Origin of the sequence: Microbacterium sp. CFBP 8801, from assembly GCF_014839455.1 — a bacterium.
GTDB lineage: Bacteria > Actinomycetota > Actinomycetes > Actinomycetales > Microbacteriaceae > Microbacterium.
In genome coordinates this window covers 1-14,276 of record NZ_JACYNU010000011.1, presented here as the reverse complement: position 1 = coordinate 14,276, position 14,276 = coordinate 1, and the positions used below count along the sequence as shown (strand labels likewise).

Sequence of the window (14,276 nt, the reverse complement as noted above, 5' to 3'; positions counted from 1 at the left end):
ACGGCTGACGCTGTCCGCGACGCCGGGAGACGCGCGCGGCTGACGAGGTCAGGCGGGAGCGTCGATACCGATCGTCACGTCGTTCCAGGCGGTCGCGTCGTCATCCCACAGGGCGACGAACGACGCGGCGAGGGCGTCCTCGAGCCCCGCCAGGCTGGTGACGCGGAAGATGACCGCCGCGGCCGTCGACTCCCGCCCGGCGTCGCGGGCGGCTTTCGCGTAGCCCTGCGCAACCGCGCGCACCCAGGTCTCCGATGCCGCCTTGGTCGTCGCGTAGTTCGCCCCACCCGCGAGCGGACGTTCCACCGCGTTCGACGACACGATCGCCAAGCGCCCCGCGGGGGAGGCGCGCAGGTCGTCGTCGAACGCGCGGCTCACGTGTCGGAGCGCCGTCACCGACTGCAGCAGGAAGGCGAAGTCGTCGTCGCTCTGTCCGGCCAGGCCCCCCCCGCCCCGCCAGCCACCGACCAGGTGCAGCAGGCCGTCGATGGGACCGTGCTCGGCGCGCACGCGATCGCGCAGCTCACCGACGGCGCGCTCGTCGGTCAGATCGCAGCGTTCGACGGCGATGCCCGGCAGGTCCGCCGCCATCGTCGCCAGACGTTCGTCGGAGCTTCCCACCACGACGACGCGCGCCCCGGTGTCGAGCAGTGCGCGCGCGCAGGCGTGTCCGGCGGCGCTCGTTCCGCCCGCGAGCAGCACCGTGCGCCCCCGCACTCCCTCGTCGTCGTTCCGTGCGTCGGTCATCGTCATCCCCTCGCCCCCGGCCGGCCCCGTCGCCCGCGTCGTCGTTCCCGCGAGAGCCAGGGTACGGCCGTACCCCGCCCCGCGTCAGTCCGTCCCGCGGATCCCCTCGGTCGATGCGATCACGGGCCGCATCTTCTTCTCGAGCGCTTCGAAGAACATCGACAGCGGGAACTCGTCATCCAGGACGGCGTCGGTGTATCCCTTGGGGAGCCCCGCGAGCACGTCGTCCGAGAGTCCCCTCGCCCACACCGAGGCGGGGTGCGGGGTGACGACCGCGCGCACGAGGTCGTACGCGGCGAGCCAGTGCGCGACCTTGGGGCGGTCGATCGAGCGCCAGTACAGTTCGTCGATCGCGTCGGCCAGCGCGATGACCGCGGCGGGCACCCCGTCCCAGTCGAACGCGAGCGAGGTGTCGGTCCAGTGCAGCACGCGGTGCTGGTGCAGCCAGGCGAAGAGCAGCTGTCCACCGAGGCCGTCGTAGTTGCGCACGCGCGAGCCGGTGATGGCGAAGCGGAAGATGCGGTCGAAGATCACGGCGTACTGCACGAGGCCGGCGTGCTCGCGCATGGCGATCTCGGCGGCATCCAGGTCGTCGCGGGCCGACAGTCGGGTCTGCAGCGACACGCACTCGCGGAACGCCGTGAGGTCGCAGCGCAGCTCCTCGAGCGAGTAGAGGAAGAACGGCATCCGCTGCTTGATCATGAACGGGTCGAACGGCAGGTCGCCGCGCATGTGCGTGCGGTCGTGGATGAGGTCCCACATGACGAACGTCTGCTCGGCGAGGTCCTGGTCATCGAGCAGACGCGCGGCCTCGGCGGGCAGCTCGAGCTTGGTGATGTCGGCGGCGGCGCGGGTGACGCGACGGTAGCGCGCGGCCTCGCGGTCCTGGAAGATCGCCCCCCACGTGAAGGTGGGGACCTCGCGCATGGCGACGGTCTCGGGGAAGAGCACCGCGGAGTTCGTGTCGTACCCGGGTGTGAAGTCGATCAGCCGCAGCGAGACGAACAGGCGGTTGGTGTACTCGGTCTCGAGACGCGCGATGAACTCGGGCCAGATGGCCTCGACGAGCACGGCTTCGACGTGGCGGTTGCTCGAGCCGTTCTGGGTGTACATCGGGAAGACGACGAGATGACGGATGCCGTCGACCCGGTGCTCCTGCGGCTGGAAGGCGACGAGCGAGTCGAGGAAGTCGGGTGTGCCGAGGCCCTCGTCCTGCCAGCGCCGGAAGTCGGCGATCGAGGCCGTGAGGTAGGCGTCGTCGTGGGGGAACAGCGGGGTGAGGGCGCCGATTGCCTCGACGATCTCGTCGACGAGGGGACCGGCGGCGGCGGTGTCGTCGATCGAGCCGTCCTTCGCCTGCAGCGTGTGCAGCGCGGTGGCGGCTCGTTTGAGCTGAGCCCACGCGGGGGTGTGTTCGACGTCGTCGACGGCTCGGCCGTCGAGCAGATCGTGCGCGGCACGGGAAGGCGTGGCGATGGTCATGGCATCCTCCGATCAGGCTGTAAATATTCCTGCTGAAGTGGCATGCTAACGGAAAACTTACGGACACCGCCAGGGCGACCCTCGCACGCCCTGATACTGTCGAGCGCATGACCGAGGCCCCTGCCCGCGCCGCGCGCCTGGAGGACTCCGTCGACGCCGCGATCGTCCGCGAGATCTCGCTCGACGCGCGCGCCACGCTCTCGCACCTCTCGGAGCGCGTCGGGCTGTCGGTGTCGGCCGTGCAGTCCCGACTGCCCCGACTGGAGTCGCGCGGCATCGTGCGCGGATACCGCCCCGTGCTCGACGCCGAGGCGCTCGGCCGGCCCCTCGCCGCCTTCGTCGAGATCACGCCGCTCGATCCGGCCCAGCCCGACAACGCCCCCGAACTCCTGTCGCATCTGACCGCCATCGAGGCGTGCCATTCCATCGCGGGCGAGGCGGCGTACATGCTCTTCGTGCGCGTGCCCACGCCGCGCGATCTCGAGACGCTCATCCGCGACATCCGGGCGGCAGCCCAGGTCAACACCCGCACCACGGTGGTGCTGCAGACCTTCTTCGAGGCGCGCCCGATCGAGCCCGCCGCCTTCCCCGCGTGAGCGCGGCCGAGATACATCGCGAGACGGATGCCCAGCCCACCCGCGGCGCGTAGCGTGGCCGCGATGTTCACTCCGCGCCCGCTGCAGCGATACCAACTGGTCACCGACCTCGGCATCGCCCTCGTCTTCGGCCTGCTCGCCATCGCCACGGAACTCGCGGGCGGGTCGGGCGCCACCGCCGGCGTGGACCTGGCACTCGAGACGCTCGGCGGGATGCTGGTGGCCGTGGCCCTGACCGTGGCCGTGGCGGTGCGCCGCCTGCAACCGGCCCTGGCGCTGATCTTCGCCTGGGCGGGGGCGCTGCTGCAGATGGGTTTCGGTCGACAGCCGTCGCCCAGCGACGTCGCCATCTTCGCGGTGCTCTACGCCACCGCGGCCTACGGGACGCGCCGCGTGTTCTGGGGCGGCTTCGCCTCGGCGATCGCCGGGGCGATCATCGTGCCGCTGTACCTCGTCGGTCGCGGGGTGACGGCGCCACTCACCGCGAACGAGTGGTTCGCGGTCGCCGCGTTGCTGCTGGCATCCGGGTTCGCGCTCATGCTGGCGTGGGTGTCGGGGGCGCTGGTGCGTACGGCCATGCGTGCGACCGCCAACAGCAGGGCGCAGCGGGCGGCCGAGGCCGAGACGATCGCCGAGCAGCAGCGGGTGCGCATCGCCCGCGACATGCACGACGTCGTCGCCCACTCGCTCGCCGTCGTCATCGCGCAGGCCGACGGTGCGCGCTACGCTGCCGCGACCGACCCGCAGGCCACGACGGCGGCGCTCTCGACGATCTCGTCGACGGCACGCGCCGCCCTCGGAGACGTGCGACTGCTGCTCACGCAGCTGCGCCACAGCCAGGCCGAGGGGCCGCAGCCCACCCTCGCCGACATCGAGACGCTGTACACCCGCATGCGCGCGGCGGGCCTCGTGGTCACCGCCGAGGTCGATCCCTCCCCGCCCGGCGAGCCGCCCGCCGCCATCCAGCTCGCGGTCTACCGCATCATGCAGGAAGCCCTCACGAACGCCCTGCGGCACGGCGTCGACCCACGTGTCCGCGTGCACCTGGCGTGGTGGCCCGACCGGGTGGAGCTGTCGATCCGCAACGCCCGTGCCACGGCATCCGTCGCCCCGGCCGCGCCGGGCGGTCACGGCCTCATCGGCATGCGCGAGCGCGCGCAGTTGGTCGGCGGTCGACTCACGGCCGAACCCGAATACGGCGAGTTCGTCGTGCGGGCGACCCTGCCGATCGGGCGCCCGGCGTGAGCCCCGCCCCCGCCCCCGCCGGACTCGATCGGCGCAGGGGATGCCGCACCCTCGCTCGACCAGAAGAGGAACCGCCCGCATGACCGCTCCCATCCGTATCGTCCTCGTCGACGACCAGGTCCTGTTCCGCGCGGGCATCCGCATGGTGATCGACTCGCAGCCCGATCTCGAGGTGGTGGGCGAGGCCTCCGACGGGCGCGAGGGTATCGACGTGGTGCGGGCGACCCGCCCCGACCTCGTGCTCATGGACGTGCGCATGCCGGTCATGGACGGCCTGACCGCCACGGCGGAGATCCTGAGCGAACCCGCGCCCCCGCGCGTCGTCGTGCTGACCACCTTCGACCTCGACGAGGCCGCTGCGCGGGCCATCCAACGCGGAGCGAGCGGGTTCCTGCTGAAGGACTCGGAGCCCGAGTTCCTGCTCTCGGCGGTGCGCACCGTGCACGCCGGCTCCGCCGTGATCGCCGCCGAGGCGACGCGGACGCTGTTCGCGCACATCGCCGAAGGCGGCGCCGAGCCGGTGCCCGCGAGCTACGCGAGCCTCACCGACCGCGAGCGCGAGATCTTCGCGCTCGCCGCGGCGGGCCTGAGCAACGCCGAGATCGCAGAGCGCGAGTTCCTGTCGGAGGCGACGGTGAAGACGCACATCAGCCGCGTGCTCACCAAGCTCGCCCTGCGCGACCGCGTGCAGCTGGTGGTCTTCGCGTTCCGCCACGGCCTGGCCTGACCCGCGCCTCGCGTCGAGTCCGCGCCTGCCTGCACCCCACGCCGGCGCGAAGCGGTCAGGGCGTGGAGGGGGATGCCTCGGGGTCGTGGGCCCAGGTCGGGGCGAGCGCCCGGATGCGTGCCGCGCGCCACTGCCACGTCGCCCACAGTCCCGGCCAGAGCGCCGGGGCGGCGGCGCCGCCGATGGTCAGTCGCTCGCGCCAGAGGGTGCGGCCCGCCTCGCCCGGGGCCGCCGAGACCGCCATCTGGTGGTCCCAGACATCGAGGCTCGCCAGCGGGCCGGTCAACGGGACCCCCCAGTCCCGGAACACCCGCACGCGGCCGTTGCCGTCGTGGGTCTCACGATCGGCGACCGAGATCAGCTGCCGGCCGACGGGAAAGATGCCCGCGACGCTCATCTGCACCGGAACGTCGTCCCCCGACTCGAACGAGGTGGGCATCGTGCCGAGCGCGTCGACCTCGAGCAGGGGGCCGTACAGCTCCGCGACGGCGCGCGGGGAGTGCAGCGCCCGCCACGCGGCATCCGGGTCGCAGTCGATGACGAACTTCAGCAGAATGCGCATGTCACCGATCGTGCCCGACGTGGCCGTCTTCGTCGGTACCGCTTGACGAACACGCGGTGACGCTCCACCGTTCTAGGCTCGGAGGATGCCGAAACACCCCGCCCTCTCGCAGTCCGACTACCAGGTGCGGCTGGAGTGGGGTGGCGCGGGTCTCTCCCGCCTGGCCGACGCCCACGTCGTGGTCCTCGTGCAGACCCTCGGCCTGTCGGCGCGCGCCCTGGCGGCGGCCGAAGCCGGGGCGCCCTTCGACGCCGTCGACGATGCGGCAGCGGCCCTCGTCCGCGCCTCGGCCGCGACCGGGGCGCACGTCGTGGTGGGAGGTCTGCGCAACGCTGCCGCCGTCGCCGCGCACGTGCTCGAGGTGCAGCGCACGCGCGGCGAGCGCACGAGTATCTCGATCGTCGCGGCGGGGTACCCCGACGGCACGGATGCCGAGGGACTCCGCTTCGCCGTCGACGACCTGCTGGGCGCCGGGGCCGTCGTCGCCGCTCTGGGCGACCTCGGTATCGACCACGCCTCGCCCGACGCCGCCGTCGCCGGCGAGGGCTTCCGTGCTCTCGGCGGGGCCGTGCGCCACCTGCTCACGGCCAGCGGCACGGGGCGTCGGCTCGCCGCCGACGGGCAGCGCGAGCAGGTGTTGGCCGCGGCCGCGCGCGACGCCGCATCGGTCGTGCCGGTGCTGCGCGACGGAGCGTTCGTCGCCCCCTGACGCGCGCTCAGCGCGGCGTGGAGGCGGCCAGGCGCACCGCGGGCGAGATCTCGCGCCGCACCCACGACAGGGCGAAGCGCGGGTCGAAAGTGGGCGCGCACTTCGCGCACGAGGTGGGACGCGTGGCCTTGCGGTGCCGGTAGGCGACGTGGCCGGCGGGACAGGTGCCGACCCACGGCGCGAGCTCGGTGGCCGTCTCGCCCGCGTGCGTCGTTCCGCCGACGTACCCGAGCTCGCGCGCGGTGCGTTTCCACGCCGCGCCGTGGCCGGCCCGGGCTCCGGCGAGGGCGTGCGCCACCTCGTGCAGCAGCGTCTGGTGGTTCGTGTCGTCGTCGTAACGCGCGGTGAGGTAGCGCGAGACGCTGATGCGCTTGCGGCCGTAGTCGCACAGACCCGCGCGGCGCTTGGCGTTGTCGAACGCGAACGTCCACGACGCGTCGAGGTGCAGGGCGATCAACGCCTCGGCCCAGACGCGTACGCGGTGCAGATCGGACATGACGGGAAGCCTAGGCGGGGCCTACGACACTCAGCTCGCGACGACCTCGCGCGTGCGTCGACGCTCGGCGGCATCGATCGCCAGCAGGGTCGACTCGAGCTGCGCATCGGTGGCGCCGGCGTTCTGGCGCAGGAAGAGCGCCTGCTTGAAGTCGCGGCGCGCGGCGTCGTAGTCGCCCTCGTCGTAGTGCACCTTGCCGCGGTGCTGCAGGGCGAAGGCGGCGATGCTGGCCCACCCCTGGCCCTCGGCCTCGTCGGCGCACATGGTGAGTTCCTGCTCGGCGGCGGCGAACGCCCCGCGGCACTGCAGGATCGTGGCGTGCAGGATGCGGGCGCGCAGCAGGTCGCGGCGGGTGCCGGCCATGCGGGCGACGCGCACCGACTGGTCCGAGATGACGAGGGCCTCGTCGAAGCGGTCGAGCACCTTCAGCAGCCACACGCGTTCGAGCAGGGCATGGAGGCTGCGCTGCGAACCGATCTCCCCGAGTCGTTCCGCGCACTCGCGAGAGTCGGTGACCTCGCGCAACGTGTCGGGGTCGTACCCGTGGATGTAGCTCACCGTCGCTCCTCTCGGTCGGGCAGGAGTTCCAGTTTGCGTGGCAGGCGCGCTCAGAACGCCCGCGCCACGCGGTCGGGGCGCGAACACGCCGCCGTCACCGTTCGAAGATCGACGCCGAGGGCTTGGGCGACGGCGTCGCGTCGGCATCGGTGGACGCCCGCACCCCGCGCATGAACTCCTCGATCTCGGCCCCCTGGGCCACTTTCGCCGGGTGGGGACCGGCCGCCATGAGACGCGGGAGCCATTCGACGGGCAGGGGAGCGGCGGAGGCGGCGACGACGAGATTGCCGAAGCGGCGGCCCTTCAGCACCTGCACCTCGGCGAGCACGATCACCTCGGGCAGAACCGCGCGGATCGTGGCGACCTGTCGTCGGGCGAAGGCGAGGCCGGGGCCGTCCGACACGTTGACGAGCAGGACGCCGTCGGGGGCGAGCAGACGGGCGGCGTCGCGGTAGAACTCCACCGTGGTCAGGTGCGCCGGGGTCTGCGCGCCCGAGTACACGTCGCTCACGAGCAGGTCGACGGCGCCGGTGAGCCCGGCGGGGAGCTTGGCGAGACCGGCGCGCGCGTCGCCGATGCGCACGCGGATCGCGGCGCCGCGGGGAAGGGGGAGGTTCTCGCGCACGAGATCCCAGAGCGCCGGCTCCAGTTCGATCACCTGCTGGCGGGAGCCGGGGCGGGTGCTCTCGACGTAGCGGGGGAGGGTGAGGGCCCCCGCGCCCAGGTGCACCGCGGTCAGCGGCTGTCCCGGCATCCGCAGGCGGTCGATGACCGCTCCCATGCGCGCGACGTATTCGAAGTGCAGGTGGGTGGGATCGTCGAGGTCGACGTGCGACTGGGGGGTCGCGTCGACGACCAGCTCCCATCCCGAGACGAAGCCCGACGGCGACACCCGCGCGGTCGATCCGTCCGACAGTCGCGCCGTGGGGGCGTCGTCGGGTTCGATGCGCATGCGTGCCATCCCTCCACGCTAGCCGGGCCCGTCGCGCGAGATGCCGAACCCCGACGCGCGCATTGGCCGCGAAGCGACGACTCTCGGCTCCTCGTGCTGCCCGAGGCGGGCAGGGTGCGCACCGCGGCGGCGGGGGGATGGGCGGAATGCGCCATCGGTGGTCCGGGAGGGCATCAGGATGCCGGATTCTCGAAACACGATCGATACACGCGGGCAATGGGCACGACGCCGCCCGCCCTGTACGGTCGGGGGAACACAGCAAGCGGAGCGCGGCACGATGACGTGACAGCGCCGTCGTTCTCCTCCCTTTCCCCCCGGAAGGTGTACCGAAAATGCTCAGTTCTCTTCGACGACGTCTGCTCGTCGGCGGCGCCACCGTCGCCATCGGCGCGCTCGCCCTGTCGGGCTGCACGAGTCAGCGCGACGACGACGGCGGCGGCGACGCCGGCGGTGACGTCGACTCCACATTCGTGTTCGGCGCCTCGGGCGATCCGTCCAGCCTCGACCCCGCCTTCGCCAGCGACGGAGAGTCGTTCCGCATCTCGCGGCAGATCTTCGAGGGCCTCGTCGGCGTGGAGTCGGGCACCGCCGACCCCGCCCCCATGCTCGCCGAGAGCTGGGAGCAGTCGGACGACGGCCTGTCGTACACCTTCACGCTCAAAGAGGGCGTGACCTTCCACGACGGCACCGAGTTCAACGCCGACGCCGTCTGCTTCAACTTCGATCGCCAGAACAACTTCACCGGCATCGCGCAGTCCGAGAGCCTGTCCTACTACTGGGGCAAGATCATGCGCGGCTACGCCGACACCGGCACCTCGATCTACGGCGGCTGCGAGGTGGGAAGCCCCACCGAGGTCACCATCACGCTGACCGAGCCGTTCGCCGGCTTCATCCCCGCGCTGTCGCTGCCCGCGTTCGCTATGCAGAGCCCCACGGCGCTGCAGGAGTACCAGGCCGACGAGGTGGGTGGCACCTCCGAGGCGCCGACCCTCAGCGAGTACGCCCAGGGCCACCCCACCGGCACGGGTCCGTTCCAGTTCGACTCGTGGGAGCCCGGCGCCGAGGCGACCGTCAACGCCTACGAGGGCTACTGGGGTGACCAGGGCCAGGTGCAGAAGGTCATCTTCCGCGTGATCGGCGACACCACGGCTCGTCGCCAGGCGCTCGAGTCCGGCTCGATCGACGGTTACGACCTCGTGGCCCCCGCCGACCTCGGCGCGCTCGAGTCCGCGGGCTACATGCTCACCAACCGCGACCCGTTCAACATCCTGTACCTCGGCATGAACCAGGCCGACCCGGCGCTCGGCGACATCCGCGTGCGCCAGGCGATCGCCCACGCCATCGACAAGCAGCAGCTGGTCACCCAGGTGCTGCCCGAGGGCACCACGGTGGCCTCGCAGTTCATGCCCGACAGTGTCATCGGCTTCAACTCCGGCGTGACCACGTACGACTTCGACCAGGCCGCCGCCAAGGCCCTGCTCGCCGAAGCCGGCTTCACCGACGCCAACCCGCTGACGCTGACGTTCAACTACCCGGTCAACATCTCGCGCCCGTACATGCCGAACCCCGAGCAGATCTTCACGAACCTCCAGTCGCAGCTGCAGGCCGTGGGCATCGTGCTCAACCCGGTGTCCAACGAGTGGGGCGAGTACCTCGACCTGATCCAGGGCGGCAGCGAGCACGGCATCCATCTGCTCGGCTGGACCGGCGACTACAACGACCCCGACAACTTCGTGGGCACGTTCTTCGGCGGCACGTCCAACGAGTGGGGCTTCGACAACGCGGAGCTGTTCTCGGCTCTCACCTCGGCCCGCGGCCTCGCGACCGAGGCCGAGCAGGACCCCGCGTACCAGGCCGTCAACGAGCAGATCGCGACGTTCCTTCCCGGCATCCCGCTGGCCAACCCCGTGCCGACGCTCGCGTTCGCACCCCGGGTGAAGTCGTACCCCGCCAGCCCCGTGCAGGACGAGGTCTACAACGAGATCGAACTCACCGAGTGATCCGGATGCCGCGGGCTCCGCGTCGTGACGACGCCGGGGCCCGCGGTTCCGCGTCCCCCCGTTCCCGACACCCTGTGAGAACCCGTGCTCCGCACCATCGGCAGGCGCCTGCTCCTGCTCATCCCCACTCTGTTCGGTCTGTCCGTCCTGCTCTTCGCCTGGGTGCGCGCGCTCCCGGGCGGCCCCGCCGTCGCCCTGCTGGGTGAGCGGGCCACCCCCGCCGCCGTCGCTCGCATCAACGAGCTCTACGGCTTCAACGAACCCCTCTACGTGCAGTACTTCACGTGGCTCGGGCGTCTGATGACCGGAGACTTCGGCTCCTCGATCCAGACCGGCCGGCCGGTGCTCGAGGAGTTCGTGCGCCGCTTCCCCGCCACCCTCGAGCTGTCGATCGGCGCGCTCATCGTGGCGGTGGGCATCGGCATCCCGCTCGGCTACTGGGCCGCGCGCCGTCACGGCAAGATCTGGGACCACACCGCCGTCGTGCTGAGCCTCATCGGCATCACGATCCCGGTGTTCTTCCTGGCGTTCATCCTCAAGTACGTCTTCGCCGTGCAGCTCGGCTGGCTGCCCTCCGACGGTCGCCAGAACCCGCGCATCGACGCGACGCACTACACGAACCTCTACGTCTTCGACGGGCTCATCACCGGGGAGTTCGACGCGTCGTGGGATGCCGTGCTGCACCTGATCCTGCCGGCGGTCGCGCTCGGCACGATCCCGCTCGCGATCATCGTGCGCATCACGCGCGCCTCGGTGCTCGAGGTGCAGAACGCCGACTACGTCCGCACCGGCCGCGCCAAGGGCATCGGCCGCTCGACGCTGCGCAACCGCTTCATCCTGCGCAACGCCATGCTGCCGGTCATCACCACCGTGGGACTGCAGGCGGGCCTGCTCATCTCGGGGGCGGTGCTCACCGAGACGGTGTTCGCCTTCCCGGGCATCGGGCAGTTCCTCGCGCGGGCCATCTTCACGCGCGACTTCCCCGTGCTGCAGGGCTTCATCATCTTCATCGCGATCGCGTACGCGCTCATCAACCTGCTGGTCGACCTGTCGTACAGCGTCATCGACCCGAGAGTGAGAGTCCAGTGAGCTCCGGCATCCTCCCTCCCGCCCCCAGCGGCGGTCCCGTCGACGACAACGCGATCGTCGACGGCCAGCTCCTCGCCGCCCAGGCGCGCGGGGGCGGCTTCTGGCAGGACGTGTTCCAGCGACTCCGGCACAGTCCCGTCGCCTGGATCGGCGCGATCATCGTGCTGGCGTTCCTGCTCGTGGCCGCCCTCGCGCCGCTGCTCGCGCCGTACCCGGCCGAGTCCCTGCCCGGACAGCGCTTCATCACGCCGACCGACATTCCGGGGCCGGGCGAGATGGCCGAGTTCCCCCTCGGTCTCGACCGCTTCGGCGGCGACGTGCTGTCGAAGCTCATCTGGGGCGCTCAGGCGTCGCTGCAGATCGGTGTCATCTCGACGGCGATGGGCCTCATCGGCGGCATGGCGCTGGGGCTGCTGGCGGGCATGTTCGGCGGGTGGGTCGACGCGGTGGTCATGCGCTTCGTCGACATCCTGCTCTCGGTGCCGAACCTGCTGCTCGCCGTCTCGATCGCCGCCATCCTCGGCCAGAGCCAGCTCGCGATCATGATCGCGATCGGTGCGTCGCAGGTGCCGGTGTTCGCGCGGCTCCTGCGCGCCTCGATGCTGCAGCAGCGCGGCGCCGACTACGTGCTGTCGGCGCAGACCCTGGGCCTCAGTCGACGGACGATCACGATGACCCATGTGCTGCCCAACAGCGTCGGGCCGGTCATCGTGCAGGGCACGCTCACCCTCGCGACCGCCGTCATCGACGCGGCCGCACTGTCGTTCCTGGGCCTCGGTGGCGGACTGCCGCAGACCGCCGAGTGGGGCCGCATGCTCACGTACGCGCAGGCCGAGCTGGCGATCGCCCCGTGGCTGGCGTTCCTGCCGGGCATCTGCATCGCCGTGACCGCGCTGGGCTTCACGCTGCTGGGCGAGTCGCTCCGCGAGGCGATGGACCCCCGCACCCGCGCGCGGTAGCGGGCGCCCGTCCCCGGCCTCGCGCGGGTCGGGGCCGGTCCGTCGTCGGCGCGGCATCCATGTCCCACTTCGTGCAGTCTTGCCGACCGTTTCTCGCACGAAGTGGGACATGCCCCGGCGCGTGAGCCGCTGCGCCGCCGGCGGTGGGTGCCGTGTCCCACTTCGTGCAGGTCTGCCGACCGTTTCTCGCACCAAGTGGGACATGCCTCAGCGCACGTGCCGCGGGGCCGTGGGCCAGCGGGTGCCGGGGGACATCGCCCGCTGCACCGCGAGCTGTTTCAGCCCGCCAAGCCCAGCTCGTTGCCCGGGATCGACGCCAGCAGGCGGCGCGTGTACGGGTCGCGGGGGTTGGTGAAGACCTCTTCGCTGGATGCCGCCTCGACCAGGCGCCCGTCCTTCATCACGCAGACGTAATCGCTGATCAGGCGCACCACCGCCAGGTCGTGCGAGATGAAGAGGTAGCTCAGGCCGTACTCGCGCTGCAGGTCGCCCAGCAGGTCGAGGATCTGCGCCTGCACCAGCACGTCGAGCGCCGACACCGGCTCATCGCACACGACCAGCTCGGGCGAGAGGGCGAGGGCCCGGGCGATCGCGACGCGCTGCCGTTGCCCGCCCGACAGTTCCGAGGGGTAGCGGCGCAGCATGGATGCCGGCAGGGCCACGTCGTCCATCAGCTGGCGCACCCGCTTCGCACGTTCCGCCTTGGAGCCGCGCTTGTAGAACGACAGGGGCTCCTCGACGATGCGCTCGACGGTGAACATGGGGTTCAGGCTCGAGTACGGGTCCTGGAAGATCGGCTGCACCTTCTGGCGGAACTGCCGCAGGGCGTCGCCCTTCAGAGCCGCGACGTCCTGCCCGTCGAACGTGATTGATCCGCTCGTGGGCTCGACGACCTTCAGCAGCATGCGCGCGGTCGTGGTCTTGCCCGACCCCGACTCGCCGACGATGGCGACGGTCTGACCGCGGGGGATCGCGAGCGACACGTCGTCGACGGCGCGGAAGTCGTCGCCCCGGCCCCGCGTCGGATACACCTTGGTCAGGTTCGAGATCTCGACGATGTGGTCGCGCACCGGCTCGGCGGCGCGCGAGCCGCGGAAGTCCTCGGGGCGCAGTCGCACGGCCGCGACCGAGGGCGCCGCCGCCACCAACGACTTCGTGTACTCGTGCTGGGGGTTCTCGAGGATCTGGCGTGCGGGCCCCTGCTCGACGACGCGCCCGCGGTGCATGACCACGACTCTCGATGCGCGCTCCGCGGCGAGGCCCAGGTCGTGGGTGATGAGGAGCACGGCCGCGCCCAGCTCGTCGGTCTGCTTGTCGATCTGGTCGAGGATCGTCTGCTGCACGGTGACGTCGAGCGCGCTCGTCGGCTCGTCGGCGATCAGCAGGCGCGGTCGGCAGGCGAGGCCGATCGCGATGAGCGCGCGCTGGCGCATGCCGCCCGAGAACTCGTGCGGGTACTGCGTCGCCCGCTTCTCGGCATCCGGCAGTCCCGCGGCCTCGAGCGCCTCGACGACCTTGCCCTTGACGTTCGCGCGTTCGGCCAGGCCGTGGGCGAGCAGCGTCTCGGCGACCTGCGTGCCGATCTTCGCGACGGGGTTGAGGTTCGACATCGGATCCTGGGGTACCAGGCCGATCTGCCGGCCGCGTACCTGACGCATGCGGGCCTCGCCGAAGGTGGTGAGGTCCTCGCCGTCGAGCAGGATCTGGCCGCGGGCCACGCGGCCCCCGGAGGCGAGCAGACCGATGATCGCCATGGCGGTCGTCGACTTGCCGGAGCCGGATTCGCCGACGATGGCGATGGTCTCACCCGCGTGGATGTCGAGATCCACCCCATCGACGGCCCGCACGGGGCCGTCCATGGTGGCGAAGTCGACCGCGAGATCACGGACCGAGAGAAGGGGCAGGGGGGATGCCGGAGCGGGGGGACCGGCGACATCGGAGGTCATCCCACCATCCTCGCCCGCGCCGCCCGTTCTGCCCACCCCCTCCGCCCGATCGTCACACCCCCGTAACGCGCTCGGATCCGCACGACTCAGGTGGATGCGCCCGCTCACCGTCGGTGTGCGCCCGCCGCACGGATGCTGCAGGAGCTGCGCGCGCCGTGCGCCGGGCAACCGTCCACGACGGGCCGCGCCGCCGTGCGCCGCCGCCCCC

14 protein-coding genes are annotated in these 14,276 nt (G+C 71.5%); 7 read left to right on the top strand and 7 right to left on the bottom strand.

From position 1 onward, the window contains the following. Positions 1-48: 48 nt before the first annotated feature. Together IFR11_RS12645 and IFR11_RS12640 are read right to left on the bottom strand one after the other, a co-directional pair. The gene (locus IFR11_RS12645; RefSeq protein ID WP_191916381.1) at positions 49-747 is read right to left on the bottom strand and encodes an SDR family NAD(P)-dependent oxidoreductase; all 699 of its coding nucleotides are present in this window, start codon (positions 745-747) and stop codon (positions 49-51) included. A gap of 84 nt (positions 748-831) precedes the next feature. Next, positions 832-2,229: a DUF6421 family protein gene (locus IFR11_RS12640; RefSeq protein WP_191916380.1), complete on the bottom strand. Its 1,398-nt coding sequence runs from the start codon at positions 2,227-2,229 to the stop codon at positions 832-834. Between the two features lie 107 nt (positions 2,230-2,336). Here IFR11_RS12640 and IFR11_RS12635 point away from each other — a divergent pair, with 107 nt between their 5' ends. The 3 genes from IFR11_RS12635 to IFR11_RS12625 all read left to right on the top strand — a co-directional run bounded on the left by IFR11_RS12635 (position 2,337) and on the right by IFR11_RS12625 (position 4,797). Then, a complete protein-coding gene (locus IFR11_RS12635; protein ID WP_191916379.1) occupies positions 2,337-2,825 on the top strand; it encodes an Lrp/AsnC family transcriptional regulator in 489 nt (162 codons plus the stop codon). Between the two features lie 63 nt (positions 2,826-2,888). Further along, positions 2,889-4,070 carry a sensor histidine kinase gene (locus tag IFR11_RS12630; RefSeq protein WP_191916378.1) on the top strand — a complete coding sequence of 394 codons (1,182 nt, stop codon included), beginning with the start codon at positions 2,889-2,891 and terminating at the stop codon, positions 4,068-4,070. A gap of 79 nt (positions 4,071-4,149) precedes the next feature. After that, complete coding sequence (locus IFR11_RS12625; protein WP_055935912.1) at positions 4,150-4,797, top strand: response regulator; 648 nt, start codon at positions 4,150-4,152, stop codon at positions 4,795-4,797. Between the two features lie 55 nt (positions 4,798-4,852). Here the strand turns inward: IFR11_RS12625 and IFR11_RS12620 are convergent, their stop codons facing one another. Further along, positions 4,853-5,359, bottom strand: coding sequence for a hypothetical protein (locus IFR11_RS12620; RefSeq protein WP_191916377.1), 507 nt, complete (start codon positions 5,357-5,359; stop codon positions 4,853-4,855). An 85-nt stretch (positions 5,360-5,444) separates the two neighbouring features. Between IFR11_RS12620 and IFR11_RS12615 the strand changes: the two genes are divergently transcribed. Further along, complete coding sequence (locus tag IFR11_RS12615; RefSeq protein WP_191916376.1) at positions 5,445-6,068, top strand: 2-phosphosulfolactate phosphatase; 624 nt, start codon at positions 5,445-5,447, stop codon at positions 6,066-6,068. A 7-nt stretch (positions 6,069-6,075) separates the two neighbouring features. Here the strand turns inward: IFR11_RS12615 and IFR11_RS12610 are convergent, their stop codons facing one another. The 3 genes from IFR11_RS12610 to IFR11_RS12600 form a co-directional block, all read right to left on the bottom strand. Then, positions 6,076-6,564, bottom strand: coding sequence for a SprT-like domain-containing protein (locus tag IFR11_RS12610; RefSeq protein ID WP_055833532.1), 489 nt, complete (start codon positions 6,562-6,564; stop codon positions 6,076-6,078). 30 nt (positions 6,565-6,594) lie between these two features. Then, positions 6,595-7,122 carry a tetratricopeptide repeat protein gene (locus IFR11_RS12605; protein ID WP_191916375.1) on the bottom strand — a complete coding sequence of 176 codons (528 nt, stop codon included), beginning with the start codon at positions 7,120-7,122 and terminating at the stop codon, positions 6,595-6,597. Positions 7,123-7,216: 94 nt separating this feature from the next. After that, complete coding sequence (locus IFR11_RS12600; RefSeq protein WP_070408621.1) at positions 7,217-8,083, bottom strand: spermidine synthase; 867 nt, start codon at positions 8,081-8,083, stop codon at positions 7,217-7,219. Positions 8,084-8,406: 323 nt separating this feature from the next. On the opposite strand from IFR11_RS12600, the gene IFR11_RS12595 reads away from it, so the two are divergent. The 3 genes from IFR11_RS12595 (at position 8,407) to IFR11_RS12585 (ending at position 12,122) form a co-directional block, all read left to right on the top strand. Continuing rightward, on the top strand, positions 8,407-10,074 hold the full coding sequence (locus IFR11_RS12595) for an ABC transporter substrate-binding protein (RefSeq protein WP_055833541.1): 1,668 nt from the start codon (positions 8,407-8,409) through the stop codon (positions 10,072-10,074). 84 nt (positions 10,075-10,158) lie between these two features. Beyond that, positions 10,159-11,163 carry an ABC transporter permease gene (locus tag IFR11_RS12590; protein WP_055833544.1) on the top strand — a complete coding sequence of 335 codons (1,005 nt, stop codon included), beginning with the start codon at positions 10,159-10,161 and terminating at the stop codon, positions 11,161-11,163. 53 nt (positions 11,164-11,216) lie between these two features. Continuing rightward, positions 11,217-12,122 (top strand): ABC transporter permease, encoded by a 906-nt coding sequence (locus tag IFR11_RS12585; protein ID WP_235560547.1) that lies wholly within the window; start codon positions 11,217-11,219, stop codon positions 12,120-12,122. Between the two features lie 278 nt (positions 12,123-12,400). Here IFR11_RS12585 and IFR11_RS12580 read toward each other — a convergent pair whose 3' ends face one another. Beyond that, a complete protein-coding gene (locus IFR11_RS12580; protein ID WP_191916374.1) occupies positions 12,401-14,068 on the bottom strand; it encodes an ABC transporter ATP-binding protein in 1,668 nt (555 codons plus the stop codon). Between the last annotated feature and the right edge of the window lie 208 nt (positions 14,069-14,276).

Bases quoted from the DNA above. Each gene is read 5' to 3' on its own strand.
- IFR11_RS12615 (WP_191916376.1), top strand. From the start codon at position 5,445: ATGCCGAAACACCCCGCCCTCTCGCAGTCCGACTACCAGGTGCGGCTG.
- IFR11_RS12620 (WP_191916377.1), bottom strand. From the start codon at position 5,359: ATGCGCATTCTGCTGAAGTTCGTCATCGACTGCGACCCGGATGCCGCG.
- IFR11_RS12640 (WP_191916380.1), bottom strand. From the start codon at position 2,229: ATGACCATCGCCACGCCTTCCCGTGCCGCGCACGATCTGCTCGACGGC.
- IFR11_RS12600 (WP_070408621.1), bottom strand. From the start codon at position 8,083: ATGGCACGCATGCGCATCGAACCCGACGACGCCCCCACGGCGCGACTG.
- IFR11_RS12610 (WP_055833532.1), bottom strand. From the start codon at position 6,564: ATGTCCGATCTGCACCGCGTACGCGTCTGGGCCGAGGCGTTGATCGCC.
- IFR11_RS12625 (WP_055935912.1), top strand. From the start codon at position 4,150: ATGACCGCTCCCATCCGTATCGTCCTCGTCGACGACCAGGTCCTGTTC.
- IFR11_RS12635 (WP_191916379.1), top strand. From the start codon at position 2,337: ATGACCGAGGCCCCTGCCCGCGCCGCGCGCCTGGAGGACTCCGTCGAC.
- IFR11_RS12645 (WP_191916381.1), bottom strand. From the start codon at position 747: ATGACCGACGCACGGAACGACGACGAGGGAGTGCGGGGGCGCACGGTG.
- IFR11_RS12580 (WP_191916374.1), bottom strand. From the start codon at position 14,068: ATGACCTCCGATGTCGCCGGTCCCCCCGCTCCGGCATCCCCCCTGCCC.
- IFR11_RS12595 (WP_055833541.1), top strand. From the start codon at position 8,407: ATGCTCAGTTCTCTTCGACGACGTCTGCTCGTCGGCGGCGCCACCGTC.
- IFR11_RS12630 (WP_191916378.1), top strand. From the start codon at position 2,889: ATGTTCACTCCGCGCCCGCTGCAGCGATACCAACTGGTCACCGACCTC.